This is a genomic window from Pseudomonas massiliensis (assembly GCF_000826105.1).
GTDB classification, from domain to species: Bacteria; Pseudomonadota; Gammaproteobacteria; order Pseudomonadales; family Pseudomonadaceae; genus Aquipseudomonas; species Aquipseudomonas massiliensis.
Genome location: NZ_CCYK01000006.1, coordinates 350,601 through 375,045, shown reverse-complemented (window position 1 = coordinate 375,045; position 24,445 = coordinate 350,601). Strand labels below are relative to the sequence as shown.

Sequence of the window (24,445 nt, the reverse complement as noted above, 5' to 3'; positions counted from 1 at the left end):
TAATGAACATGTCAAAGCTCGCAGCGGCTGACCGCTTGCATTCCAACGCCTTCAACTTCGCCAGCTTCGTGCAGGGAGGCATGGACCCACGTACTGGCCTGTACGGCATCATGGTTAGCTTGCCAGAGGTCAAGGCCAATGCCATGGCCGGTCCGGTGCTTCCGCTGCGCCTTAGCTACAGCCCCGCCAGTCGGGAGAACCATGGTTTTGGCGAAGGTTGGGCACTGAACCTTACCCGCTACCATGCAACTGCCGCAGGCAATTTCATATTGAGCTTGCATGGTGGGGAGAGTTATCGGGTCACTGGCAGCGGTACTGAACCCGATATTGAAGAGCGCAAGCTTGAGCATTTCCATTTCTATGCCGATGGAGACAACAAGTGGCGGGTAGTCCACCACGACGGCCTGGTGGAATACCTGCAACTATTTGGCGACGTCGCTTACCCTGTGCGCTGGGAAGCGCCCTCTGGGCACGGGGTCGACCTGAACTATGGGGAAAAGGATCGTCTCGAATCCCTGCGCGATGATCTTGGCAGCGAAATCCTGCGGATCACCTACACCGCTAACCTGGTCACGATCAGCGCCTACCCTACGACCTCGCTTCCAGCCAGTTTTGAAATGGACCTGGTCGCTAACGAGGTCCGGGAAATTCGCTTGCCGGTGGAGGAGAACGCTCGCTGGGCCTTCACCTATCAACAGCGCAACGGGTATCGTTTCGTTACCCAGGTGCGAACCCCACTGGGCGCGCTGGAACGGCTGGATTATGAGGACACCGGCCACCCGTTCCCGGACAACCGTGCTGCCCGGTTGCCTCGGGTGACCAGGCACCGTGTCGATCCGGGGCGCGGCCAGGCTGAAATGGATACCCATTACGAGTACACCGCTAACAACTTCCTCGGCGCCAATTCAAACATCTCTTGGGCCGATGATGGCCGGGACAACCTTTACAAGGCCTCCCCGGACTATACCTACGGCAGTACCGCCAGGCACTACCTGGATGGGCGCGAAGTGCGCACCGTGGAGCGACGCTATACCAGCTTCCATCTGCTTGCCAAGGAAATCACAACCCAGGGCAAAAGCGTCTTGGAGGTGACTACCGACTATCATGTGGAGCCGAACAAGCCTTTCGCCGACCAGCCGCCGTTTTGCCAGTTGCCCAAGCGTGAAGCGCGGCGTTGGCAGAATCAGGACGGGGCCACCCGTGTCGAGGTTCGCACCACCAAGTATGACCAGCATGGCCAGGTACGTGAAGAAGTGGACGCTGCCGGCATTCGTACAGTAACAGATTATTATCCCGCCGTCGGCGAGCCGGAGCGTTGCCCCGCCGACCCCTACGGTTTCGCCCGACACTTGGCAACCCGTACCGTATCACCGGCGTCCTCCGCTGCACCCGGCGCCCCCACTCTGGTCACGCGCTACACCTATAGGGCCCTGCCTGTTCTCGCGAGCGCCAGGGCTGGTGGTGAGTGGGTAACGGTCTGCACCGAGACTCTTGAGCACGAGAGCGCGCCTGACGTGTCTCTGCGAACCCTCAACCATAGTTGGCTGAATCAGCCCCACGACGTCTTGCAACATGGTCGCCTGCAAGAGCAAGTGACCAAGATGGGCGGCTTCGACACGGTTCAAAATTTTGCCTATGCCCTCAAAGACAGCGCCTGGCTGCCTCAGAGTGTGCTGCATACCACCATTACCTTCACCGGCGTAGCGGATGTCGAGGATCCGGACGGGCCGGAAGGGCCGGAAGGCGATGGCACCCTGGCAGGCGCCAAGGTGAGTCGTGTCATCAATCAGGAGCACTCGATCCTCACGGGCCAGGTGATGCTGGAGCGGGACGACAACGACGTGGAAATCCGCTACCACTATGATGCGCTGCAGCGGGTAACCCAGGAAACCATTGCCCCTGGCACTGAATATGAAGCCTCCAGGCACTTCAGCTATGGCCTGTCCGCGGGCGAAGGCAGCGCTGCCTGGCAGATCGAGGAAGACGTGCAAGGTGTGCAGATGCTTACCTACTCCGATGGGCTTGGCCGTGCCGTGGAGCAATGGCGTAGCGAACCCGGCGACGCGCACTTGCGCTCGCTTGGCCGGGTAACCGAACCCAGGGGTTTGAAAGTGTTTGCCGCGAACTTTGATGCGCTAGGTCAGCAGACCGATCAAACGGTCTTCGATGACAGTGGCGAAAAGGGCGCCTTGCAGGCGCTGACGACGACCTACCACTATGACGACTGGGGCCAGCGGTGCGCTGAGCAAGGCCCGGACGGGGTGTATCAGGCGCAGGTCACCGATCCGGTGGGGGATGGTCAGGGGCCGACCATCACCGAGTGGCAACGCAGCCAGGACCAAACCTTGGCCAGTGCCAAGAGAGTCACTCATCTGAACCTGTTCGACCAGCCCTGGAAAATTACCCGGTATCTGACGGAAACGGATAAGGACGGTAAGCCGGTCAGCTACGACGAGCTGCTTTGTGACTACGATGGGCTCGGGCGCAAGGTGTCCGAAGACCGGGCATGGGATGGAACCAGCCGACGCAGGACAGCCTTCGCTTACGATGCGTTCGACAGGGAAGTCACCCGCACCCTCGATGACGGCGCTGTGGTTACCCGCCGCTATTCCCCGCACAGCAGCGAAGACCTGCCCGTTCACATCGACCTGGACGGCCAGGTATTGGGCACCCAGGCCTTCGATGGCCTCGACCGAATGATTCGCGCGACCACAGGCGGTCGTCTGCGCAGCTTTTTCTATGAGGATAGCCAGACGCGCCCGAGCAAGGTCATTACGCCTAAGAAAGCGGAGATCCGGTATACCTACCAGCCTCGCCTGGGCGAAGCGCCCATCGAGCGCAGGGCACCGAACCAGGGGCAGGAGCGCTATGACTACGATGGCAGAACCGCGCGCTTGCTGGCGTGTCATCAAGCGGAAGAGGAGGTGCTGACCAGGACCTACTTCACCAACGGCCAGCTTAAGCATGAAAGCCGCCGGCTCGATGGTATTGGCTACTCGATGAGCTACGGCTATAGCGTGGGCGGTAGGCTACTCGGCTACACCGACGTCAACGGCGAGGAGCAGACTTACAGCTATGACGCTGCCGGACGCATGAGCCAAATGCTTGTGGGCTCGGCATTGAGCACGGACTTGACCTATGACGGACTGGGGCGCACAAAGTCCATCCTTACCAAGGACCTTGTCGAAGGAAGCAGCCTTACCACGACGCTCAGTTACGACGAACTGGGCCGAGAGATCAAACGCTGCTTTGACTATGGCGATAGCGTAGATACCTTGGAACAGACCTATGACGAAGCGGACTGCATCACGCAGAAAAAGTTGCTCACGGGCGAAACGCTCTTACGCAAGGAGACCTTCATCTATGACGAGCTAGGACATTTGGCCGAATATACCTGCGAGGGGCCGGAGTGCCCTGTGGATCCTTACGGCAACACCCTGTCCGGTCAGGTGTTCATCTGCGACGCGCTGGACAATCACGTCATGGTGATCAGCACCTTCAGCGAAGCGGCCACCCGTCGTGTCAGGGATGCTTATGGGCACTGGCGCCAGATGCGCTCCAGCTTGGCCGACCTGGCCAAGGCTTGCCTGGCCGAGGAAACCGACATCGCTGAGTATCGCTACGAAAACCCGGCGGACCCTGCCCAATTGACCTCTATCGTGCGCTCGAATCCGTTGCCGGGTTACCCCGCGGAAATCCTCCTGCCCTATGACGAAGACGGCAACCTGCTGAGCGATGACGCTGGTCGGGAATTCAACTACGACGCCTTGGGCCGGTTGGTGTCTGTTCGCGGCAAGGACGAAGAAGGTGGCAGCACTTACCGCTACGATCCTACCGATATCATCAGTGGGCGTAGCGAAGATAAGGGCACGGAGCATCGCTTCTACCGCGCTGGAGAGCTGACCACCTTGGTGCAAGGCGAACGAAGCACTCAGATCGTACGTGCCGGCGAGCACTTGGTGGCGGAACGAGAGGGCGAGGGAGGCTGGCATCGGCGCGCCGGCTGAACCGCGCCCGAAAGCGGACTGACGCTTGGGCTGCCGCGGTTTGAGCCCTGTACCCCGCAGGGCTCGAACCGTTGGGTTGCACGGCCAAGGCGTACTGCCATGGCCAGGCCGCATCTTCCTGAACTCAATGGATGCTACAAGCGTGACCGCGCATTTACAAACCACTGGAGCCTACTTCATATTTCAGCCTTGCTGATCATGTAGACGTAACGGAGTAGCCCCACGTGGAACAGTCGCTCAACCTGCCGTTGGAGACGGTGTATATCCAGCGCATAGATGGCACCCGCCTCGGCCCCTTCGAGGCGCGGCTGGAACCAAGCAAGGCGTTGATCTGGGAAGTGACCCTCAATGCCGGCGCCGGCGATACCCTGGAGCATCACCGGCCCGGGGGGGGCGTGGTTCGCCACCTACTCACCAATACCCATTTCCAGCCCCGGATGACGGGCGTCGAGGCGCACTACACCTTGCGCTGGCGTTCGGAGTAGGGCTCAGTCGGCCAAAGGATAGGCCGCGAGCCAATGTCCAACATCGAAGCACGGGCAGGCTTTGATGAATTCGTCGGGGGTAATGCGACCGTCGCCATTGCGATCCGGGGAGAAGTCCCGATGGCCTTGGATGCGTGCCTTAGGGTAACGGGCCTTGAGCTCACCGAGCAATGCGTGGAGGCTGGCGAACTGCGCTGTCGTGAAGTTGTTCTCTGGCCTGCCCTTGGCGTCGACCCCGCCAATCAGGCAAATGCCCAGGGAAACCTGGTTGAATCCGCGTACGTGGGCACCAACGGCCGCCTCGGGCCGGCCCGGTTCAACCACGCCATCGCGGCCGATCACATAGTGGTAGCCGATGTCCGACCAGCCCTTGGCCAGGTGCCAGCGCCTGATGTCAGAGGCGCGTACCTGCGCATCAGGGGAGGTGGCGGCGCAGTGCACGACCAGCCAGTCGGTACGGGATCGCTGCTTGAAAGTCACGTTCGTCATGGACTGCCTCCTTAGCAGTGCGTGAGGAGGCGTCCAGCAAAGCCTGTCGGCCGCCGGTGTTTAAGCCGGAAAGCCTGCCCTTCAACCGATGGGGTGCCACGACGGATGCTTTTTAAGCCCTGCTCGGCTACGATTGGCGGTCACTTGCTTCAGGTTGCGACGGTTTTCATGGGTTATCAGGTTCTTGCACGTAAATGGCGGCCGCGCTCGTTTCGCGAAATGGTCGGGCAGGGCCATGTGCTCAAGGCCCTGATCAATGCGCTGGACAACCAGCGCCTGCACCACGCCTACCTGTTCACCGGCACCCGCGGCGTGGGCAAGACCACCATCGCCCGAATCATTGCCAAGTGCCTGAATTGCGAAACGGGGATTACCTCGACGCCCTGTGGTACCTGTTCGGTGTGCCGCGAGGTAGACGAGGGCCGCTTCGTGGACCTGATCGAGATCGACGCCGCCAGCCGCACCAAGGTGGAGGACACCCGCGAACTGCTCGACAATGTGCAGTACGCGCCCAGCCGGGGCCGCTTCAAGGTCTACCTGATCGACGAAGTGCACATGCTGTCGTCGCATTCGTTCAACGCCCTGCTCAAGACCCTTGAAGAGCCACCGCCCTACGTCAAGTTCATCCTGGCCACCACGGATCCGCAGAAGCTGCCAGCGACCATCCTGTCCCGCTGCCTGCAGTTCGCCCTCAAGAACATGACCCCCGAGCGCGTGGTGGAGCACTTGAGCCACGTACTCGGTGCCGAGGGCATCCCTTTCGAGGAGGATGCGCTCTGGCTGCTCGGCCGCGCCGCCGACGGCTCCATGCGCGACGCCATGAGCCTGACCGACCAGGCCATCGCCTTTGGCGAGGGGCGCGTGCAGGCGGCGGACGTTCGCGCCATGCTCGGCACCCTGGATCACGGCCAGGTGTTCGACGTGCTTCAGGCCCTGCTCGAGGGTGACGCCAAGGGGTTGTTGGCGGCCGTTGGCCACTTGGCCGAGCAGGGGCCTGACTGGGGCGGTGTACTGGCCGAGATGCTCAACGTATTGCATCGGGTGGCCGTGGCCCAGGCGCTGCCCGAGGCCGTGGACAACGGCCATGGCGACCGCGAGCGGGTGCTGGCCCTGGCCCAGGCGCTGCCCGCCGAAGACGTGCAGTTCTATTATCAGATGGGCCTGATCGGCCGACGGGACCTACCCCTTGCGCCCGAGCCCCGTGGCGGCTTCGAGATGGTGCTGCTGCGCATGCTCGCTTTCCGCCCCGCGGGTGAAAGCGCGCCACCGGCGCAGCTAAAGCCGGCGGGGATCAGCCAGGCCACGGCTGATTCCCCCAAGGCGGTGGCCGATATCGTAGCCACAGCGCCTGTGGCCCCGTCTGTGCCAATCGGGTTGCCAGCGGTGCAAGCCAAGCCCATCTTCGCGCCAGCTGCCAAGTCTGAGCCGGAATCCAAGCCCGAGCCGCTGCCGGAGCGCACCTCGCAAACCCTGGCCGCCGATGACCCGGATCTGCCCTGGAACACGCCAGCGGCCCCGGAGCCGGAGGTGCCCGTGCAGGCACCGGCTCCCGCGCCTGAAGCCATTTTGGATACCCGTGCCGAGCCGCCGCCGCTGCCACCCATGCCAGGGCCGACCCCGGCCAGCGCCGTGCCGCCCGCGCCAGAGGTGGATACCGAGGTGGATGACAACGGCGGCGCACCCATCGAGTACCAGCCCGCTGGCATGCTACGCGACGACGACCCCCCGGCCGACGACGAGTATTATCCCGCGGAGGCGGATTCCAGTGGCTACGGCTTCCTGGATGATCTGGCCAGCCACGCCGCCGAGCCTGTGACCCCGGCGCCGCCGCGCTTGGCCGCCGAGCCGGCGACCGGGCTGGCCCTCCGGTGGCTGGAACTGTATCCCAAGTTGCCGGTGTCTGGCCTGACCGGCAGCATCGCCGCCAACTGTAGCCTGGTGGCGGTGGAGGACGGCACCTGGCTGCTGCACCTGGACCCGGACCAGGGCGCGCTCTTCAACGCGACTCAACAGCGGCGCCTGAACGAGGCGTTGAACCAACACCTGGGCGAAGCGATCACCTTGAAGATCGAGCTGATCCGCCCCAGCCAGGAAACCCCGGCCCAGGCTGCCGCCCGCCGCCGCGCCGAGCGCCAGCAGGATGCGGAGCAGGCCATTGCCCAGGACCCATTCATCCGCCAGTTGGCGGAGCGGTTTGGCGCCACGGTACGCAGCGATACCATCGAACCCTTGGACACCCTGGCCAACCAGGGTGAATGAAACAGAACGAATGTGGAGATTCGACCCATGATGAAAGGTGGAATGGCAGGCCTGATGAAGCAGGCCCAGCAAATGCAGGAAAAAATGGCCAAGATGCAGGAAGAGCTGGCCAACGCCGAGGTCACCGGCCAGTCCGGCGCGGGCCTGGTCAGCGTGGTGATGACCGGCCGTCACGACGTCAAGCGCATCACCCTGGACGACAGTCTGATGCAGGAAGACAAGGAAGTGCTCGAAGACCTGATCGCCGCCGCCGTCAATGACGCGGTCCGCAAGATCGAGCAGAACAGCCAGGACAAAATGTCGGGCATGACAGCCGGGATGCAGCTGCCGCCTGGTTTCAAGATGCCGTTCTGACAAGAACGCAGGCGGGCCGGCGCGGTCTTCCTTGAATCGTCCCTGATTGAAGGAGCTGCGCCCCATGGCCACCCCCGTCGAGAATCACCGCTTCGTTCTGGCGTCCCGCCCGAAGGGCAAGCCTGTCACTGAAAATTTCCGCTACGAAACTGAGCAATTGCCGCCGCTCGAGGAGGGGCAGTTGCTGTTGCGCACGCTCTGGCTGTCCCTTGACCCCTACATGCGAGGGCGGATGAGTGACGCGCCTTCGTATGCTCCTCCCGTGAATATTGACGAGGTGATGACCGGCGGCACGGTCAGCCGGGTCGAAGCCTCCCGCCATCCGAAATTCAACGAAGGCGATCTGGTGGTCGGTGTCACTGGCTGGCAGACCCACGCCATCTCCGATGGGACGGGCTTGCTGCCCCTGCCGGCGGGCATACCGCAACCGTCCATGGCTCTGGGTGTATTAGGGATGCCGGGAATGACCGCCTTCATGGGCCTGACCCATATTGGCCAACCCAAGGCGGGGGAGACCCTGGTGGTCGCCGCCGCGTCTGGCGCGGTGGGTTCGGTGGTGGGCCAGGTTGCCAAGCTCAAGGGCCTGAGGGTGGTAGGCGTGGCCGGCGGGTCGGAAAAATGCCGTTATGTGGTGGATGAGCTGGGTTTCGATGCCTGCCTGGATCATCGAGCCGACAGCTTCGCCGACGACCTGGCCAAGGCCTGCCCTGAAGGCATCGATGTCTATTTCGAGAACGTCGGCGGCAAGGTCTTCGACGCCGTCTTGCCGCTACTCAACCCTCATGCGCGGATTCCGCTCTGCGGCTTGATCGCCCATTACAACGCCGAAGACCTGCCCGAGGGCAAGGATCGTTTCAGCCTGCTACCCCGTGTATTGCTGACCAAGCGCGTGCGCATGCAAGGGTTTATCGTGATGGATGACTTCAAGGACCGCCACGCCGAGTTCTTCTCCGCCATGGTGCCCTGGGTGCGCGACGGCAAGGTCAAGTTCCGCGAGGACGTGGTCGAGGGGCTGGACAAAGCCCCTGAGGCATTCTTCGGACTGTTGGAGGGCAAGAACTTCGGCAAGCTGGTGGTCAAGGTCAGCGACTGACCGGCCGCCGTTGACCCAGCCCGGGGGCGCGGGTATAACCCGCGTCTTTCCGTTTCATGTCAGGTTGTATCTAAATGAGTTTCAGCCCACTGATCCGCCAACTGATCGACGCCCTGCGCATCCTCCCGGGCGTGGGCCAGAAAACCGCCCAGCGCATGGCCTTGCAGTTGTTGGAGCGAGACCGCAGCGGCGGCGCGCGTCTATCCCAGGCACTGGCTCACGCCATGGAGGGGGTAGGGCATTGCCGGCAATGTCGCACGCTGACCGAAGAACAGCTATGTCCTCAATGTGCCGACCCTCGGCGCGACGACAGCCTGCTGTGCGTCGTGGAAGGGCCGATGGACGTCTACGCTGTGGAGCAGACGGGCTACCGCGGCCGCTATTTCGTGCTCAAGGGCCACCTGTCACCCCTCGATGGTCTGGGGCCGGAGGCGATCGGCATTCCCCAGCTCATGAGCCGTATCGAGGCCGAGCCCGGCTTGGCCGAGGTGATCCTGGCCACCAACCCGACCGTCGAGGGCGAAGCCACGGCCCACTACATTGCGCAATTGCTGATGGAAAAGGGCCTGGTAGTGTCGCGCATCGCCCATGGCGTACCCCTGGGCGGCGAGCTGGAAATGGTCGACGGCGGCACCCTGGCCCATTCCTTCGCCGGCCGCAAGCCCATGGCGCTCTAGACGCTGGAAGGCAACCTCATGTAGGAGGTAGCAAAACTGCCGAATACCAGGCTATCGTTGATGCCCATTCCCCAGCTGGCGCTGGGTCCCACCGCCTGGAATGCAGCCTCCTGCACGGCCATGTCGCTTACGGCATCCGCCCATCAGGTGGGAGGTAGCGAAGCTGCCGAATACCAGGCTCTGGTTGATGCCCAGTCCTCAACTGGAGCTGGGTCCCACCGGCTGGGATGCAACCTCCCGGTGGTAGCCCCGCTGAATCACATTTCGTCGAGCGAGAAGGCGGTCAGGCTGAACACCGGTACGCCGGCTTCGGTCAGGCGCTGGCCGCCGCCGAGCTCAGGCAGGTCGATGATGGCCGCGGCCTCGTGCACATGGGCGCCCATGCGGCGGGTCAGGTTCACCGCGGCGAGCAGCGTGCCACCGGTGGCGATCAGGTCATCGAACAGCACCAGCGAATCACCTTCGCAGAGACTGTCGCTGTGCACTTCCAGGAAAGCTTCGCCGTATTCGGTCTGGTAGCCCTCGCTGATCACGTCAGCCGGAAGCTTGCCCTGTTTGCGGAACAGGATCAGCGGCTTGTTGAGCTCGTGGGCCACTACCGCGCCGATCAGGAACCCTCGGGCGTCCATGGCGCCGATGTGGGTGACGTTCTGCTCCACATAGCGTTCGACGAAATGATCGATCACCGTGCGCATGGCCTTGGGTGACTGGAACAGCGGAGTGATGTCGCGGAAGACCACGCCGGGCTTGGGGAAGTCCACCACCGGACGGATCAGGGACTTGAGGGCGGAATCGTCGAAAAGCATGGGGCATGTCTCGGCAGGCACAAAGGCGGTGATTATAACCGCCTCGGCGCCGTCGTGCTCAGTCCTGCATCGTCCCGCCCGCCAGGGCACACAGGCGCTCGGGCTGAAGGATGCACACTTCCTTGCCTTCGACCTTCACCAGGCCGCTTTGCTGGAAGCGGGTGAACACCCTGGACACGGTCTCTACCGCCAGACCGAGGAAGTTGCCGATGTCACTCCGGGACATGCTCAGACGGAACTGGTCCGGAGAGTAACCACGGGCTTCGAAACGCGCCGATAGGTTGATCAGAAAGGTGGCGATGCGCTCATCGGCGGTTTTCCTCGAGAGCAGCAACATCATTTGCTGATCCTCACGGATCTCTCGCCCCATGATTCGCAGCAGTTGGCGGCGCAGTTGCGGAAGCTGGCCGGCGAGGTCTTCCAAACGCTGGAAAGGAATTTCGCACACATTGGTGGTTTCCAGGGCCAAGGCCGATACGGGGTAGTGGTCGCTGTCCAAGGCGCAAAGCCCGATCACTTCGCTGGGCAAGTGGAAGCCGGTGATCTGTTCCTGGCCCTCATCGCTGAGGCTGAAGGTACGCACCGTGCCTGAGCGCACGGCGTAGAGCGCGCCGAACGGGTCACCCTGGCGGAACAGGAATTCCCCTTTTTTCAACGGGCGCCCGCGCTTGACGATGGCGTCCAGGGCGTCCATGTCTTGCAGGTCCAGCGACAACGGCAGGCAGAGCGGGGCCAGGCTGCAGTCCTTGCAGTTGGCCTGGTGGCGCGGCCCCGATTTGAGTGGCTCGGACATGAGGTCAGTTCCCTTGCGCATGAATTCACGGGCAAGGGTAACTGATTTTTTCACGGCGGGGCCAACCCGAGCCCTTGCCCCGCCTGGCTCTCAGCCGTCGCGCCGTGCCCGTGGGCGTGATGCAGGCCGGGCAAACCCTGGTGCGGTGTTGCCAGCAAGGTCCAGGCTGGATGCAGGATGCGGGGATGGCGCTTTCAAGTCCTCTGAGGCACAGTCCGGCTTTTGCCCGGAGGCAAACGATGGCAAGCGAATGGGCCGAACGCATGAAGGAAAACGGCTGGCTATGGGACAGTACCTCGGACCAGGCCGGCGATGAGGGCCGCACCTGCCTGATTCTGGCTCATGGCGCCGGCGCCCCGATGGACAGCCCCTTCATGAACAGCATCGCCAGCCTGATTGCCCGCGGCGGAGTGGACGTACTGCGGTTCGAGTTTCCGTACATGGCGCAGCGCCGGCTGGAGGGTGGCAGGCGGCCCCCCAACCCGCAGGCGCGCCTGTTGGAAAAGTGGCGGGAAGTCCATGCCCTGGCCCGGACCCAGGTCACGGGGAAGTTGGCCATCGGCGGCAAATCCATGGGCGGGCGCATGGCCAGCCTGCTGGCCAATGAGCTGGGGGCCGATGCCCTGGTCTGCCTGGGCTATCCCTTCCATGCCGCCGGCAAGCCGGAAAAGCCACGGGTCGAGCACTTGACGGAACTGCAAGTGCCTACCCTCATCATCCAGGGCGAGCGCGATGCCTTGGGAGACCGGGCCACCGTGGAGCGCTATACCCTGGCGGCGGCCGTGGAGCTGTACTGGATGCCGGCTGCGGACCACGATCTCAAACCGCTCAAGGTGTCAGGTTTCACCCATGACCAACATCTGGAGGCCGCCGCGGATCGCGTCTGTGCCTTCTTGCAATAGGAGCCTGCTGCGGATCAGCGGTTGAAGCGTTCCACCAGCGAGTACTGACTATCCGCCGTCTGGGTCAGGGCTTCGCTCAGCAGGGCGCTGCTCTGGGCCTTGCCGGCAGTCTGGTCAGCCAGTTCAGCGATGGTGGTGATATTGCGACTGACTTCTTCGGCCACCGAGCTTTGTTCTTCGGTGGCGGCGGCAATCTGGGTGGTCATGTCGGTGATGTTAGCCACCGCGTCGCTGATGCCGGCCAGGGCGTTGTCGGCCTCCAGTACTCGCGCCACACCTTCCTGGGCCTGACGATGGCCGGCTTCCATGGTCTGCACCGCCGCATTGGCGGTCTGCTGCAGCTTGGCAATCAGGCCGTGGATCTGTCCGGTGGATTCGGCGGTGCGCTGGGCCAGTTGGCGAACCTCGTCGGCCACCACGGCGAAGCCACGGCCCATTTCACCGGCACGGGCGGCTTCGATGGCCGCGTTCAGCGCCAGCAGGTTGGTCTGGTCAGCGATGCCCTTGATCACATCCACCACGCCGCCGATTTCATCACTGTCCTTGGCCAGGCGGGTAACCGTCTGCCCGGTCTCGCCCACCGAGGTGGACAGACGTTCGATCGCCTCGCGGGTTTCCCCGGCAATGTCACGCCCGCGACGGGTCAGTTGGTTGGCCTGCTGGGTAGCGTCGGCGGCGCGCTGTACATGGCTGGCCACTTCCTGAGTGGTGGCGGCCATCTCGTTCACGGCGGCGGCCACTTGCTCGGTTTCCGCTTTCTGCCGGTCCAGCCCCTCGGAGCTTTCATGGGCCAGGCGGTCTGCCTGCCGGGCCTGGCCGTTGAGCTGCTCGGCGGTATCCTGCAGGCGGGTCAGGCAGGTTTTCAGCCGGGCTTCCTGGCTGAGCATGGACATTTCCAGGCGGCCTTGCACGCCACGGCTGTCGGTAAACATCTGCGCGATCAGCGGGTCGGAGGTGGTTTGCTCGGCCAGGTGCAACAGGCGTTTCAGGCCGCGCTGCTGCCAGCTCAGGCCCAGCAGGCCCAGCGGAACCGAGAGCACGGCGGCAAAGATGAAGCCCCAGCCCGCGCTCAGCCATAAGGCAATGAGGAAGCCCACCTGGCTGACCAGGATGAAGGGCAGCCAATCCCGCATCACCGGCAGCCAACGCTCCAGCGCGGTGATTGGCGACTTCCCGGCGTTGAGCCGGGCATACAGGGCCTGGGCGCGGCGTACCTGTTCAGCAGTGGGCTTGACCCGCACCGATTCGTAGCCCACCACCTGGCCGCGCTCGAGCACGGGCGTGACGTAGGCGTTGACCCAATAGTAGTCACCGTTCTGGCAGCGGTTCTTGACGATACCCATCCAAGGCTTGCCGCCCTTGAGGGTTTCCCACATGTGGGCGAACACCGCCGCAGGGACATCCGGGTGGCGTACCAGGTTATGTGGGGCGCGAATCAGCTCTTCGCGGCTGTAGCCGCTGATGTCCACGAACGCGTCGTTGCAGTAGGTGATCATCCCCTTGGTGTCGGTGGTGGAGATCAACCGCTGCTGGTCGGGGAAGGTCCGTTCGCGTTGGGTGACGGGCTGATTGTTGCGCATGGTAAACAGGTTCCGCTGAGGGCTTTGGCAGGATGTCGGCGCCATGGGCGGATAGTTTAGTGAAAGCGGTAAGTTTTTCCCCTTGGAAGATAGAGGTTTACACCATTCCGGGGGTTGGCCCGGAGATCCCCGGGCACTGATCGCGCTCGCCAACCGTTGTTGGGCACACAAGGCTGGCGAATGCGCTAGGCGGAAATGGGTTGTCAGGCCGCGATCAGCTGCCTGAGCACGTAGTGCAAGATCCCCCCCGCCTTGAAGTATTCCACCTCGTTCAGGGTGTCGATCCGGCACAGCAGCACCACCTCCTCTCGCTCGCCGGTGGGCCGGGTAATGACCAGGGTCAGGCTCATATGAGGGCTAAGGGCGGTGCCATTCAAGCCGAGGATGTCGAAGCGTTCGCGCCCGGTCAGTCCCAGGGACTTGCGGTTCTGCCCGGCCTGGAACTGCAGCGGCAGCACGCCCATGCCCACCAGGTTGGAACGGTGGATACGCTCGAAGCTTTCCGCGATCACCGCCTTCACGCCGAGGAGGTTGGTCCCCTTGGCCGCCCAGTCACGGCTTGAGCCGGTGCCGTACTCTTGCCCGGCGATGATCACCAGGGGCGTGCCGCTTTCCTTGTAGCGCATGGCGGCGTCATAGATGGCGAGCCTGTCCCCGGTGGGAATGTGCAGGGTATTGCCACCTTCCTCGCCACCCAGCATTTCGTTGCGAATGCGGATGTTGGCGAAGGTGCCGCGCATCATCACTTCGTGGTTGCCGCGCCGGGAGCCGTAGGAATTGAAGTCCTTGGGCTCGACGCCTTGTTCGCGCAGGTAGCGTCCGGCGGGGCTGTCGGCCTTGATATTGCCGGCAGGGGAAATATGGTCCGTGGTGACCGAATCCCCCAGCAACGCCAGGGCATAGGCGCCTTTGACGTCAGCGACGGTGGGCAGTGGTCCGGCGATGCCTTCGAAGAACGGGGGGTGGCGGATATAGGTGGACTGGTCATCCCACACATAGGTCGCTGCCTCGGGCACTTGGATGGCCTGCCAGCTGGCATCGCCGGCGAACACTTCGGCATACTCCTTGTGGAACATGGCGGTATCCACCTGCGCCACGGCAGCGGCGATCTCACGCTGGCTGGGCCAGATGTCCCGCAGATACACCGGCTGGCCATCCGGGCCGGCGCCCAGGGGCTGGTTGGCGATGTCGATCCGCACGTTGCCGGCCAGGGCATAAGCCACCACCAGCGGCGGCGAGGCCAGCCAGTTGGTTTTTACCAGCGGGTGCACGCGGCCTTCGAAGTTGCGGTTGCCTGACAGCACCGAGGCGACGGTCAGGTCGGACTGCTGGATGGCCTGTTCAATAGGCGCATCCAACGGGCCGGAGTTGCCGATGCAGGTGGTGCAGCCATAGCCGACCAGGTCGAAACCGAGCTGTTCGAGATAAGGCAGCAGTCCAGGGGCCTTGTAGTAGTCGGTGACCACTTTCGAACCGGGAGCCAGGGACGTCTTTACCCAGGGCTTGCGTGTCAGGCCTTTTTCCACGGCTTTCTTGGCCAGCAGCCCGGCGGCCATCATGACGCTGGGGTTGGACGTATTGGTGCAGGAGGTAATGGCGGCGATCACCACCGCCCCATGCTTGAGGGTGTGGGTCTGGCCATCGAGCGTGTATTGGGCCTCGCCGGTCTGCTCACTGTTAGCCACCTCGGCCGCGGGGCTGGGCTGGCTATCGGAGTCCTGAGGCGCCGGCTTGAGCTGCAGGCCGATGAAATCGTTGAACGCCTGGCTCACCTGGCTTAGCGGTACCCGATCCTGGGGACGCTTGGGGCCGGCGAGACTCGATTCCACGCTGCCCATATCCAGTTCCAGGGTGGCGCTGAAGGCGGGCTCGTCTCCGGGCGAGCGCCACAGGCCCTGGGCCTTGCAGTAGGCTTCCACCAATTGCACCTGTTCCTCGGGGCGGCCGGACAGGCGCAGGTAGCCCAGGGTGATCTCGTCCACCGGGAAGAAGCCGCAAGTAGCGCCATATTCCGGCGCCATGTTGGCGATGGTGGCGCGGTCTGCCAGCGGCAGGTCGGCCAGGCCGTCGCCGTAGAATTCGACGAACTTGCCTACCACCCCCTTCTTGCGCAGCATCTGGGTAACGGTCAGTACCAGGTCGGTAGCGGTGATGCCTTCGCGCAGCTTGCCGGTGAGCTTGAAACCGACCACCTCGGGAATCAGCATCGACACCGGCTGCCCAAGCATGGCCGCCTCGGCTTCGATGCCGCCCACGCCCCAGCCCAGCACGCCCAGACCGTTGATCATGGTGGTGTGCGAGTCGGTACCGACGAGGGTGTCCGGGAAGGCGTAGGTACGCCCGTCTTCTTCCCGGGTCCAAACGGTGCGGCCCAGGTATTCCAGGTTTACCTGGTGGCAGATGCCCGTTCCCGGCGGCACCACGCTGAAGTTGTCGAAGGCGTTCTGGCCCCAGCGCAGGAAGGCGTAGCGCTCGCCGTTGCGCTGCATCTCGATGTCCACGTTCTGAGCGAAGGCCGCGTCAGTGCCGTAGCGGTCCACCATCACCGAATGGTCGATGACCAGGTCTACCGTGGAGAGCGGGTTGATCCGCTGAGGATCCCCACCGGCCTGGGCCACGGCGGCGCGCATGGCGGCCAGGTCGACCACCGCCGGTACGCCGGTGAAATCCTGCATCAGCACCCGGGCCGGGCGGTACTGGATTTCCCGGTCCGAGCGCCGCTGCTCCAGCCAGGCGGCCAGCGCCCTAAGGTCGGCCACTGTCACGGTGCCGCCGTCTTCCCAGCGCAGAAGATTTTCCAGCAGCACCTTCAAGGACATGGGCAGGACCTTGAGGTCGCCTAGCTGGTCAGCCGCAGCGGCCAGGCTGAAATAATGGTATTGGCGATCCGCCACGGTCAGCGTTCGCAGGGTTTTCAGGCTATCGAGGGAAGGCATGCGAGTTCTCCTGGGCGGCCCGCACGGTACGGGCCCACGGCTCACGTTCTCTGCACTGGACTTTCCTGGCGGGTACGCGGTTCCCGTTTTTTGCCTGTTTGGGCCAGGGTGCTCGGCCCACCGTACAGCTGCTGGCTGCTATCATGCGGCTTCTGGCGCGCGGGTATCGCGTCGTCCTGTGCCTGACAGCGCCAGTGCAACCCTTCGCGTGTAGAGGAAGCCCATGACTCAGCCCTCCGAACCCCATACGGCCGACGCCGTGCTCGATGCCAGCGGGCTCAACTGCCCGGAACCGGTGATGATGCTGCATCAGTATGTGCGAGACCTGGCGGCCGGCGGGCTCTTGAAGGTCATCGCCACCGACCCCTCCACCCGTCGCGACATCCCCAAGTTCTGTGCTTTCCTGGACCATCAGCTGGTCGACCAGCAGGAGCGGGAAGGCACCTACCTCTACTGGATTCGCAAGAAGGCGCAGTGAGCGCCCATAGGCTTAGTCATGCTGATCGTGGTCGATGAAAACATTCCCCTGGCCGAAGCGTTCTTCGAGGGCTTCGGTCAGGTGCGCCGCGTACCCGGCCGTACCCTGTCCGCCGAGGCCGTGCGTGACGCCGACGCGCTGCTGGTGCGCTCGGTGACCCGGGTCAACCCGGCCCTGCTCGAGGGTAGCGCGGTGCGCTTCGTCGGTACCTGCACCATCGGCACCGATCACCTGGACCTGCCCTGGCTGGAAAGCGCCGGCATCCGCTGGGCCAGCGCGCCAGGCTGCAATGCGCGCGGGGTGGTGGACTATGTCCTGGGGAGCCTGTTCACCCTGGCCGAACTGGACGGTGTCGCCCTGCCGGGCCGCCGCTACGGCATCGTCGGCGCGGGCCAGGTAGGTGGGCGGCTGGCCCGTGTACTTCGCGGGCTTGGCTGGGACGTACGGGTGTGCGACCCACCAAGGCAGGCGCTCGAGGAGGGCGACTATTGCAGCCTGGAAGAGATCATCGAGCAGTGTGACGTGATCAGCCTGCATACACCGCTCACCCGAACGGGCCCGCAGGCAACCTGGCACCTGTTCGACCGCCAGCGGCTGGAGCGCCTGCGGACAGGCGCCTGGCTCATCAACGCCGCCCGCGGGCCGGTGATCGACAACCAGGCGCTCAAGGCAGTACTCAACCAGCGCGACGACCTTCAGGCCGTGCTTGACGTCTGGGAGGAAGAGCCTCGCGTGGACCTGGACCTGGCCCGGCTGTGCGTGATCGCGACGCCACATATCGCCGGTTACAGCCTCGATGGTCGGCAACGGGGCACCGAGGCGATCTACCAGGCTTTCTGCGCCTGGCAGGGGCAACGCCCATCGCTGTCGCTGGAAACCCTGCTGCCGGCGCCCTGGCTGGCTCGGGTCGACATGCATGGCGATGCCGACCCGGCCTGGGCCCTGGCCATGCTGTGTCGTGGAGTCTATGACCCTCGTCGGGACGATGCCGACTTCAGGCGTAGCCTGGACGTTGACGAAACCCGGCAACGCGCCGCCTTTGATGCGCTGCGCAAGGCCTACCCGGTGCGCCGGGAAATCACTGGCCTGAAGGTAAGGGTCGAAGGGCAGGCACCGCTGCTGCGGCGCTATGTGCAGGGCCTTGGCGCCACCCTGCTCGATTGAGGCATGAGAACGGGGCAGGCGTCTGGCGCGCCTGCTCCCGTTTTAGCGGTATTCGCAGAGGTAGGCGGTTTCGCTGGCCACTTCCAGTTGGAACTTGCTGTTGGCAGGCACTTGGAACTGACTTCCGGCCTCGAAGGTTTCCCACTGGTCGCTTTCAGGCAGCTTCACTTTCAGCGCGCCCGAGACCACATGCATGATTTCCCGCTGCGCGGTGCCGAATTCATAATTGCCCGCAGCCATGACACCAATGGTGGCCGGGCCTTCGGCCGTTTCGAAGGCAATGGATTTGACGGTACCGTCGAAGTATTCGTTGACCTTGAACATTGCGATTCCTCTCGCTTGGGCTGAAAACGGTGTGCCAGTATGCCCAAGGGCGTAGGGGGCGTCATCCGCTTTTGTACTGTTCAGGTAATGCGAGGGGGAGCAGGCGCGCCGTATTGCGGGCATCTTCCAGCGCTCGATGCTGGTGTCCTTGAAAGTGCAGGCCAGCCAGCTGCAGGGCACCGTTGAGGCCGGCCGGGCGGGGCAACTGGCGTGCCTTGGCGAAGCGCTGCTTGAGGTTGACGTGAGGCAGTTCGGCCAGTTGGCTGCTCAAGCCATGCTCCCGCCACGCCAGCAGGAACTGCTGGCGATCATAATCGCCCCAGCTGACCCAGCCGGCCAGGGGGCTGGGCAGGTGCCCCAGCCAGCGTTCGAATTGTGCCCAAACCAGGGGCAGGGCTTGCGCGGCGTCGATGTCGGCCTGCCCGATATGGGTCAGGCTTTTGCAGAACGAGGTCAATAGCGGCCGCCGCTGGGGACGCACGAAGCGCTGGAAGTGATCCAGCTCACGGCCGTCGCGGTTGACCAGGCAGGCGCCGATCTCGATGATCTCCATTTCCTCGACCGGCCAGCCACCTTCGTCGGTAGTGGCTTCCAGATCGATGACCAGCCAGTTTGGCATTGTGTCTTCCTTGCGAATCCTGTCTGCTAGAGCCTAGCAAGCTTATAAGGTTCCAGCGCGGCCGCCTCGGCGTCGGCATGCGAGGTTGTTGGCTTGGGTAAAACCGCCTAGCTTAAAGAGCATGTTCAAGCGGAGCCTTTGCCTTGTCCTCCAAGCCCTCGCGCCTGGCCCTCGGGGTCGCCGTCACCGTCGCCATGCTGGGCAACCCGCGTCCTGCAGGGGCGCAGGAGCTGGTGCGGGTCGCGGCCGTGCATTTTCCGCCCTACGTACTAGAGCCAGAGGCGGGTGCCGACGCGGGCCTGCTGCCCGAGCTTCTGGCGGCCTTGAACCGGATGCAGGACCGCTATCAATTCAAGGTCGTCCCCACGTCCTTGCCCAGGCGGTTCCAAGACCTGCGTCAAGGTCGGGTGGACGTCGCCATGTTCGAAAATCCGCGTTGGGGATGGGATACGATTTCCTATACGGCCGTGGACATGGGGATCGAAGACGCGGAAGTGTTCGTGGCCAGGCACCTGGAAGGCCGGGACGAACGCTATTTCAGTCGGCTGACCGACAAACGCCTGGCCCTCTACAGCGGCTATCACTATGCCTTCGCGTCCTTCAACGCCGACCCGGCCTACCTGGCCAGCCACTACAAGGCTACCCTGACGTACTCCCATGATAGCAACCTGCTGATGGTGGCACGCAACCGGGCCGATCTGGCCTTGGTGACCCGGTCATACCTGAACCGCTTCTTCAAGGAAAACCCCGAGCTGAAGGATCGCCTCATGGTGTCCAGGCGAACCGACCAGCTTTATCATCACTACGCGATGGTGCGGCCCGATTCTCCCCTGGCCGGAAAGGCACTGGCGAGCCTGTTCGAGCAACTGCATGCCAACGGTGAGCTGAGCCGGATCTTCGCGCCCTACGGGATCACCGTTCTGCCCCAGGTGGATGGCACGGCCGTCATCGAGCACCGTGCCCCTTGATCCAGCCTCAGCCGAGTTCGAAAGCTTCCAGGCGCGCGCCCTGGCGGTCCCATTCCAGCACCCAGCCCTGGCGGTCCCAGTCACCCAGCACGATACGCCGCGCTGGCGCGGTACCCACTTCCAGCTTGTGCACGGCCGGGCGGTGGGTATGGCCATGGATAAGCGTCTGGACTCCGGCGCGGTCCATCACCTGAGGTACCTCCTCGGTGGTCACGTCCACGATGAAGCTGGCCTTGTTGCGCGTATGGGCGCGGCTCTCGTTGCGCAGGCGGCGTGCCAGGCGCTGGCGCCAGGCCACTGGCAGGTGCCTTAGCAGCCACAGCGTAGCCGGATGGCGCAGTACCCGCCTCAGCTTGAGGTAGCCCTCGTCCCGGGTGCACAGCAGGTCACCGTGCATAAGCAGTACCTGTTCACCGTCCAGGCTGATGACGCTCGGATCCGGTAGCAGGGTGCAGCCCGCAGCGCGACAGAAGGCCTGGCCGATGAGAAAGTCCCGGTTGCCATGCATCAGGAACACGTCGGTGCCGCTGTCGGCCAGCGCGCGCAGGGCCGAGCAGATGCTGGCCTGGTAGGCCGTCATGGCATCGTCGCCGATCCAGGCTTCGAAGAAGTCGCCCAGGATATACAGCGCCTTGGCGCTTCGGGCCCGCCCTTCAAGAAAGTGCAAAAACGCCCGGGTGATGTCCGGGCGCTCTTCTTGCAAGTGCAGATCGGAGATCAGCAGTATCACTCGATGATCTCGGCGTTCTCGATGATCACGTCTTCCTTGGGCACGTCCTGGTGGCCGGCCTTCGAGCCGGTGGCAACGCCCTTGATCTTGTCGACCACGTCCTGGCCTTCGAGTACTTCACCGAATACGGCGTAGCCCCAGCCCTGGGTGGTGGGCGAGGTATGGTTGAGGAAGCTGTTGTCCGCCACGTTGATGAAGAACTGGGCGGAGGCAGAGTGCGGGTCCATGGTGCGGGCCATGGCTACGCTGTATTTCTTGTTCGGCAGGCCGTTATTGGCTTCGTTCTTGATGGGCGCGCGCTTGTCGGTTTTTTCCTTCATGCCCGGCTCGAAACCACCGCCCTGGATCATGAAGTTGCCGATCACGCGATGGAAGATAGTGTTCTGGTAGTGGCCGGCCTTGACGTACTCGATGAAGTTGGCCACGGTGACCGGGGCCTTGTCGGCGTCGAGTTGCAGCACGATGTCGCCATGGTTGGTGGACAATTTGACCTTGGACATAGAATTCGCTCTTTTCAGACTTTCAAGTAACGCCACGGTTTTACGGTGACGGCCTGTCGGTGGGTTGACAGCTTCAGCTATGATACGGGCTTTGTTTTAGGCTTTGCACGAAAAGTGGCCGCGCTGCCGACCTTTACTGTAAACCCTAGCTGGCCTTATAGCGTATTTGAAGGATTCCATGACCAAGCCTACCGCCGATAATGCTCCGAACGCCGCCGCCAAGGCCGAGCCCGTGGTTCCGGCCAACTTCCTGCGACCGATCATGCGCGCCGACCTGGACGCCGGCAAGCACGCCGCCATTGTCACGCGCTTTCCGCCAGAGCCCAACGGTTACCTGCATATCGGCCATGCCAAGTCCATCTGCGTGAACTTCGGCCTGGCCGAAGAGTTCGGCGGTAGCTGCCACCTGCGTTTCGACGACACCAACCCGGCCAAGGAAGACCAGGAATACATCGACGCCATCATGGCCGACGTCAAGTGGCTGGGTTTCCAGTGGGCCGGCGAAGTGCGCTACGCCTCCCATTATTTCGACCAGTTGCATGACTGGGCGGTGGAGCTGATCAAGGCCGGCAAGGCCTATGTGGACGATCTCACTCCCGAGCAGGCCCGCGAATACCGCGGCAGTCTCACGGAGCCAGGCAAGAACAGCCCGTTCCGTGACCGTAGCGTCGAGGAAAACCTGGACCTGTTCGCGCGCATGAAAGCCGGCGAGTTCAAGGACGGCGAGCGCGTGCTGCGCGCCAGGATCGACATGGCATCGCCGAACATGAACCTGCGCGATCCCATCCTGTACCGCATTCGCCATGCCCATCACCATCAGACCGGCGATGCCTGGTGCATCTACCCCAACTACGACTTTACCCATGGCCAGTCCGATGCCATCGAAGGCATCACCCACTCCATCTGCACCCTGGAGTTCGAAGGCCATCGCCCACTGTACGAGTGGTTCCTCGACAACCTGCCGGTGCCTAGCAAGCCGCGCCAGTACGAGTTCTCGCGCCTGAACCTGAACTACACCATCACCAGCAAGCGCAAGCTCAAGCAGTTGGTGGACGAGCAGCACGTACGTGGCTGGGACGACCCGCGCATGTCCACGCTGCAGGGCTATCGCCGCCGCGGCTACACCCCGCGGGCCATTCGCAACTTCTGCGAGATGATTGGGACCAACCGTTCCGACGGCGTGGTGGACATGGGCATGCTCGAGTTCGCCATCCGTGAGGACCTGGATCGCACCGCGCCGCGGGCCATGTGCGTGCTGCGCCCGCTCAAGGTGACCATCACCAACTATCCGGAAAGCGAGCAGCAGGTGCTGGAACTGGCGCGCCATCCCAAGGAAGACATGGGCATGCGCCAGCTGCCCTTCGCCCGCGAGCTGTACATCGACCGTGACGATTTCATGGAGAACCCGCCCAAGGGCTACAAGCGCCTGGAGCCAGGCGGCGAGGTGCGCTTGCGCGGGGCCTACGTGATCCGTGCGGACGAAGCGATCAAGGATGCCGAAGGCAATGTCGTGGAGCTGCGCTGCTCCTACGACCCGGACACCCTGGGCAAGAACCCTGAGGGGCGCAAGGTCAAGGGCGTCGTCCACTGGGTGCCGGCCGAGGCCAGCGTGGAATGCGAGGTTCGCCTGTACGACCGGCTGTTCCGCTCGGCGAACCCCGAGAAATCGGAGGAGGGCGGCAGCTTCCTGGACAACATCAATCCGGATTCCCTGCAGGTGCTTACCGGCTGCCGCGCCGAGCCGTCCCTGGCCCAGGCCCAGCCCGAGGACCGCTTCCAGTTCGAGCGCGAGGGGTACTTCTGCGCGGACCTGAAAGATACCCGGCCAGGCAAGCCTGTGTTCAACCGTACCGTGACCCTGCGTGACTCCTGGAGCTGATGCCGCCGTGCTGACCATCTACAACACCCTGACCAAAGCCAAGGAACCCTTCAAGCCATTGGATGGCAACAAGGTGCGCATGTACGTCTGCGGCATGACGGTGTACGACTACTGCCACCTGGGCCACGGCCGCAGCATGGTCGCCTTCGACCTGATCACCCGCTGGTTGCGCCATAGCGGCTATGACCTGACCTATGTGCGCAACATCACGGATGTCGAGGACAAGATCATCAATCGCGCTCGCGAGAACGGCGAGCCCATCGACGCCCTCACCGCTCGCATGATCGATGCCATGCACGAGGACGAGCGACGGTTGAATATCCTGCCGCCGGACCAGGAACCGCGGGCCACCGATCATATCGCCGGCATGCAGGCGATGATCCAGCAACTGATCGACAAGGGCTATGCCTATGCGCCGGGCAATGGCGACGTGTATTACCGCGTCGGCAAGTTCCAGGGCTACGGCAAGCTGTCGCGCAAGCGTATCGAAGACCTGCGCATCGGCGCCCGCATCGAGGTGGAAGAAGCCAAGCAGGATCCGCTCGACTTCGTGTTGTGGAAGGCCGCCAAGCCGGGGGAGCCGAGCTGGGAGTCTCCGTGGGGGCCGGGTCGGCCGGGCTGGCACATCGAATGCTCGGTGATGTCCACCTGCTGCCTGGGCGAAACCTTCGACATCCATGGCGGCGGCAGCGACCTGGAATTCCCGCACCATGAGAACGAGATCGCCCAGAGCGAGGCGGCCACGGGCAAGCCCTACGCCAACGCCTGGATGCACTGCGGGATGATCCGCATCAATGGCGAGAAGATGTCCAAGTCGTTGAACAACTTCTTCACCATCCGCGATGTGCTGGAAAAGTACCATCCCGAGGTGGTTCGCTACCTGCTGGTGGCCAGCCATTACCGCAGCGCCATCAACTATTCCGAAGACAGCCTGCGTGATGCCAAGGGTGCCCTGGATCGTTTCTACCACGCGCTCAAGGGCCTGCCCCTGAGCGAACCGGCGGGCGGCGAAGCCTTCGTGGAGCGCTTCGCCGCGGCCATGAACGACGACTTCAACACCGCTGAAGCCTGCGCGGTGCTGTTCGACCTGGTGCGCGAGATCAACCGCCTGCGCGATACCGATGCCCAGGCGGCCGCTGGCCTGGCCGGGCGCTTGCGTGAACTGGGCGGCCTGCTCGGCGTTCTCCAGCTCGACGCCGAAGCTTTCCTGCGCGCCGGCGCCGAGCATCGGGTCAACGCTGGCGAGGTGGATGCACTCATTCAGGCACGTTTGCAGGCACGGTCAGACAAGGACTGGGCGGCATCCGATCGTATCCGCGATCAGCTGACCGCCATGGGCGTGGTGCTGGAGGATGGCAAAGGCGGCACCACCTGGCGCCTGGCGGACTAGCGGACAGCGGTT

At 63.5% G+C, this 24,445-nt stretch carries 21 protein-coding genes; 12 read left to right on the top strand and 9 right to left on the bottom strand.

Features of this window, described 5'->3' with window-relative positions; genetic code table 11:
• Positions 1–8: 8 nt before the first annotated feature.
• Together BN1188_RS07825 and BN1188_RS07820 are read left to right on the top strand one after the other, a co-directional pair.
• On the top strand, positions 9–4,007 hold the full coding sequence (locus BN1188_RS07825) for an RHS repeat domain-containing protein (protein ID WP_157395809.1): 3,999 nt from the start codon (positions 9–11) through the stop codon (positions 4,005–4,007).
• 224 nt (positions 4,008–4,231) lie between these two features.
• Positions 4,232–4,492 (top strand): hypothetical protein, encoded by a 261-nt coding sequence (locus BN1188_RS07820; protein ID WP_040260857.1) that lies wholly within the window; start codon positions 4,232–4,234, stop codon positions 4,490–4,492.
• Between the two features lie 3 nt (positions 4,493–4,495).
• Here the strand turns inward: BN1188_RS07820 and BN1188_RS07815 are convergent, their stop codons facing one another.
• Positions 4,496–4,981, bottom strand: a complete 486-nt coding sequence (locus BN1188_RS07815) for an N-acetylmuramoyl-L-alanine amidase (RefSeq protein WP_040260856.1) — start codon at positions 4,979–4,981, stop codon at positions 4,496–4,498.
• Positions 4,982–5,149: 168 nt separating this feature from the next.
• On the opposite strand from BN1188_RS07815, the gene dnaX reads away from it, so the two are divergent.
• The 4 genes from dnaX to recR all read left to right on the top strand — a co-directional run bounded on the left by dnaX (position 5,150) and on the right by recR (position 9,364).
• Positions 5,150–7,240 carry a DNA polymerase III subunit gamma/tau gene (gene dnaX, locus BN1188_RS07810; protein WP_040260855.1) on the top strand — a complete coding sequence of 697 codons (2,091 nt, stop codon included), beginning with the start codon at positions 5,150–5,152 and terminating at the stop codon, positions 7,238–7,240.
• Positions 7,241–7,267: 27 nt separating this feature from the next.
• Entirely contained in the window at positions 7,268–7,594 is a 327-nt protein-coding gene (locus BN1188_RS07805; protein WP_040260854.1) for a YbaB/EbfC family nucleoid-associated protein, read from the top strand.
• A gap of 64 nt (positions 7,595–7,658) precedes the next feature.
• Positions 7,659–8,687: an NADP-dependent oxidoreductase gene (locus tag BN1188_RS07800; protein ID WP_040260853.1), complete on the top strand. Its 1,029-nt coding sequence runs from the start codon at positions 7,659–7,661 to the stop codon at positions 8,685–8,687.
• Between the two features lie 74 nt (positions 8,688–8,761).
• On the top strand, positions 8,762–9,364 hold the full coding sequence (recR, locus tag BN1188_RS07795; RefSeq protein WP_040260852.1) for a recombination mediator RecR: 603 nt from the start codon (positions 8,762–8,764) through the stop codon (positions 9,362–9,364).
• Between the two features lie 257 nt (positions 9,365–9,621).
• Here the strand turns inward: recR and BN1188_RS07790 are convergent, their stop codons facing one another.
• Positions 9,622–10,170 (bottom strand): adenine phosphoribosyltransferase, encoded by a 549-nt coding sequence (locus BN1188_RS07790; RefSeq protein ID WP_040260851.1) that lies wholly within the window; start codon positions 10,168–10,170, stop codon positions 9,622–9,624.
• A gap of 58 nt (positions 10,171–10,228) precedes the next feature.
• On the bottom strand, positions 10,229–10,963 hold the full coding sequence (gene fnr / locus BN1188_RS07785; RefSeq protein ID WP_040260850.1) for a fumarate/nitrate reduction transcriptional regulator Fnr: 735 nt from the start codon (positions 10,961–10,963) through the stop codon (positions 10,229–10,231).
• 239 nt (positions 10,964–11,202) lie between these two features.
• On the opposite strand from fnr, the gene BN1188_RS07780 reads away from it, so the two are divergent.
• Positions 11,203–11,865 (top strand): alpha/beta family hydrolase, encoded by a 663-nt coding sequence (locus tag BN1188_RS07780; protein WP_040260849.1) that lies wholly within the window; start codon positions 11,203–11,205, stop codon positions 11,863–11,865.
• A 14-nt stretch (positions 11,866–11,879) separates the two neighbouring features.
• On the opposite strand, the gene BN1188_RS07775 is transcribed toward BN1188_RS07780, so the two are convergent.
• Positions 11,880–13,445: a methyl-accepting chemotaxis protein gene (locus tag BN1188_RS07775; protein WP_040260848.1), complete on the bottom strand. Its 1,566-nt coding sequence runs from the start codon at positions 13,443–13,445 to the stop codon at positions 11,880–11,882.
• A gap of 203 nt (positions 13,446–13,648) precedes the next feature.
• A complete protein-coding gene (gene acnA / locus BN1188_RS07770) occupies positions 13,649–16,381 on the bottom strand; it encodes an aconitate hydratase AcnA (protein ID WP_040260847.1) in 2,733 nt (910 codons plus the stop codon).
• Between the two features lie 223 nt (positions 16,382–16,604).
• Between acnA and tusA the strand changes: the two genes are divergently transcribed.
• Positions 16,605–16,859, top strand: coding sequence for a sulfurtransferase TusA (gene tusA, locus BN1188_RS07765; protein WP_040260846.1), 255 nt, complete (start codon positions 16,605–16,607; stop codon positions 16,857–16,859).
• Positions 16,860–16,877: 18 nt separating this feature from the next.
• Entirely contained in the window at positions 16,878–18,023 is a 1,146-nt protein-coding gene (pdxB, locus tag BN1188_RS07760) for a 4-phosphoerythronate dehydrogenase PdxB (RefSeq protein WP_040260845.1), read from the top strand.
• 42 nt (positions 18,024–18,065) lie between these two features.
• On the opposite strand, the gene ppnP is transcribed toward pdxB, so the two are convergent.
• Together ppnP and BN1188_RS07750 are read right to left on the bottom strand one after the other, a co-directional pair.
• Positions 18,066–18,347, bottom strand: coding sequence for a pyrimidine/purine nucleoside phosphorylase (gene ppnP / locus BN1188_RS07755; protein ID WP_040260844.1), 282 nt, complete (start codon positions 18,345–18,347; stop codon positions 18,066–18,068).
• Positions 18,348–18,408: 61 nt separating this feature from the next.
• Entirely contained in the window at positions 18,409–18,966 is a 558-nt protein-coding gene (locus BN1188_RS07750) for a 3'-5' exonuclease (RefSeq protein WP_040260843.1), read from the bottom strand.
• A gap of 194 nt (positions 18,967–19,160) precedes the next feature.
• Here BN1188_RS07750 and BN1188_RS07745 point away from each other — a divergent pair, with 194 nt between their 5' ends.
• Entirely contained in the window at positions 19,161–19,934 is a 774-nt protein-coding gene (locus BN1188_RS07745; RefSeq protein WP_052469238.1) for a substrate-binding periplasmic protein, read from the top strand.
• A 7-nt stretch (positions 19,935–19,941) separates the two neighbouring features.
• Here the strand turns inward: BN1188_RS07745 and lpxH are convergent, their stop codons facing one another.
• Together lpxH and BN1188_RS07735 are read right to left on the bottom strand one after the other, a co-directional pair.
• Positions 19,942–20,664, bottom strand: a complete 723-nt coding sequence (lpxH, locus tag BN1188_RS07740; RefSeq protein WP_040260842.1) for a UDP-2,3-diacylglucosamine diphosphatase — start codon at positions 20,662–20,664, stop codon at positions 19,942–19,944.
• A complete protein-coding gene (locus BN1188_RS07735) occupies positions 20,661–21,164 on the bottom strand; it encodes a peptidylprolyl isomerase (protein ID WP_040260841.1) in 504 nt (167 codons plus the stop codon). Before BN1188_RS07735 ends, lpxH begins: the two co-directional genes overlap by 4 nt.
• A gap of 178 nt (positions 21,165–21,342) precedes the next feature.
• Between BN1188_RS07735 and BN1188_RS07730 the strand changes: the two genes are divergently transcribed.
• Together BN1188_RS07730 and cysS are read left to right on the top strand one after the other, a co-directional pair.
• Positions 21,343–23,043 (top strand): glutamine--tRNA ligase/YqeY domain fusion protein, encoded by a 1,701-nt coding sequence (locus BN1188_RS07730; protein WP_040260840.1) that lies wholly within the window; start codon positions 21,343–21,345, stop codon positions 23,041–23,043.
• Positions 23,044–23,050: 7 nt separating this feature from the next.
• A complete protein-coding gene (gene cysS, locus BN1188_RS07725) occupies positions 23,051–24,433 on the top strand; it encodes a cysteine--tRNA ligase (RefSeq protein ID WP_040260839.1) in 1,383 nt (460 codons plus the stop codon).
• The last annotated feature ends 12 nt before the right edge of the window (positions 24,434–24,445 follow it).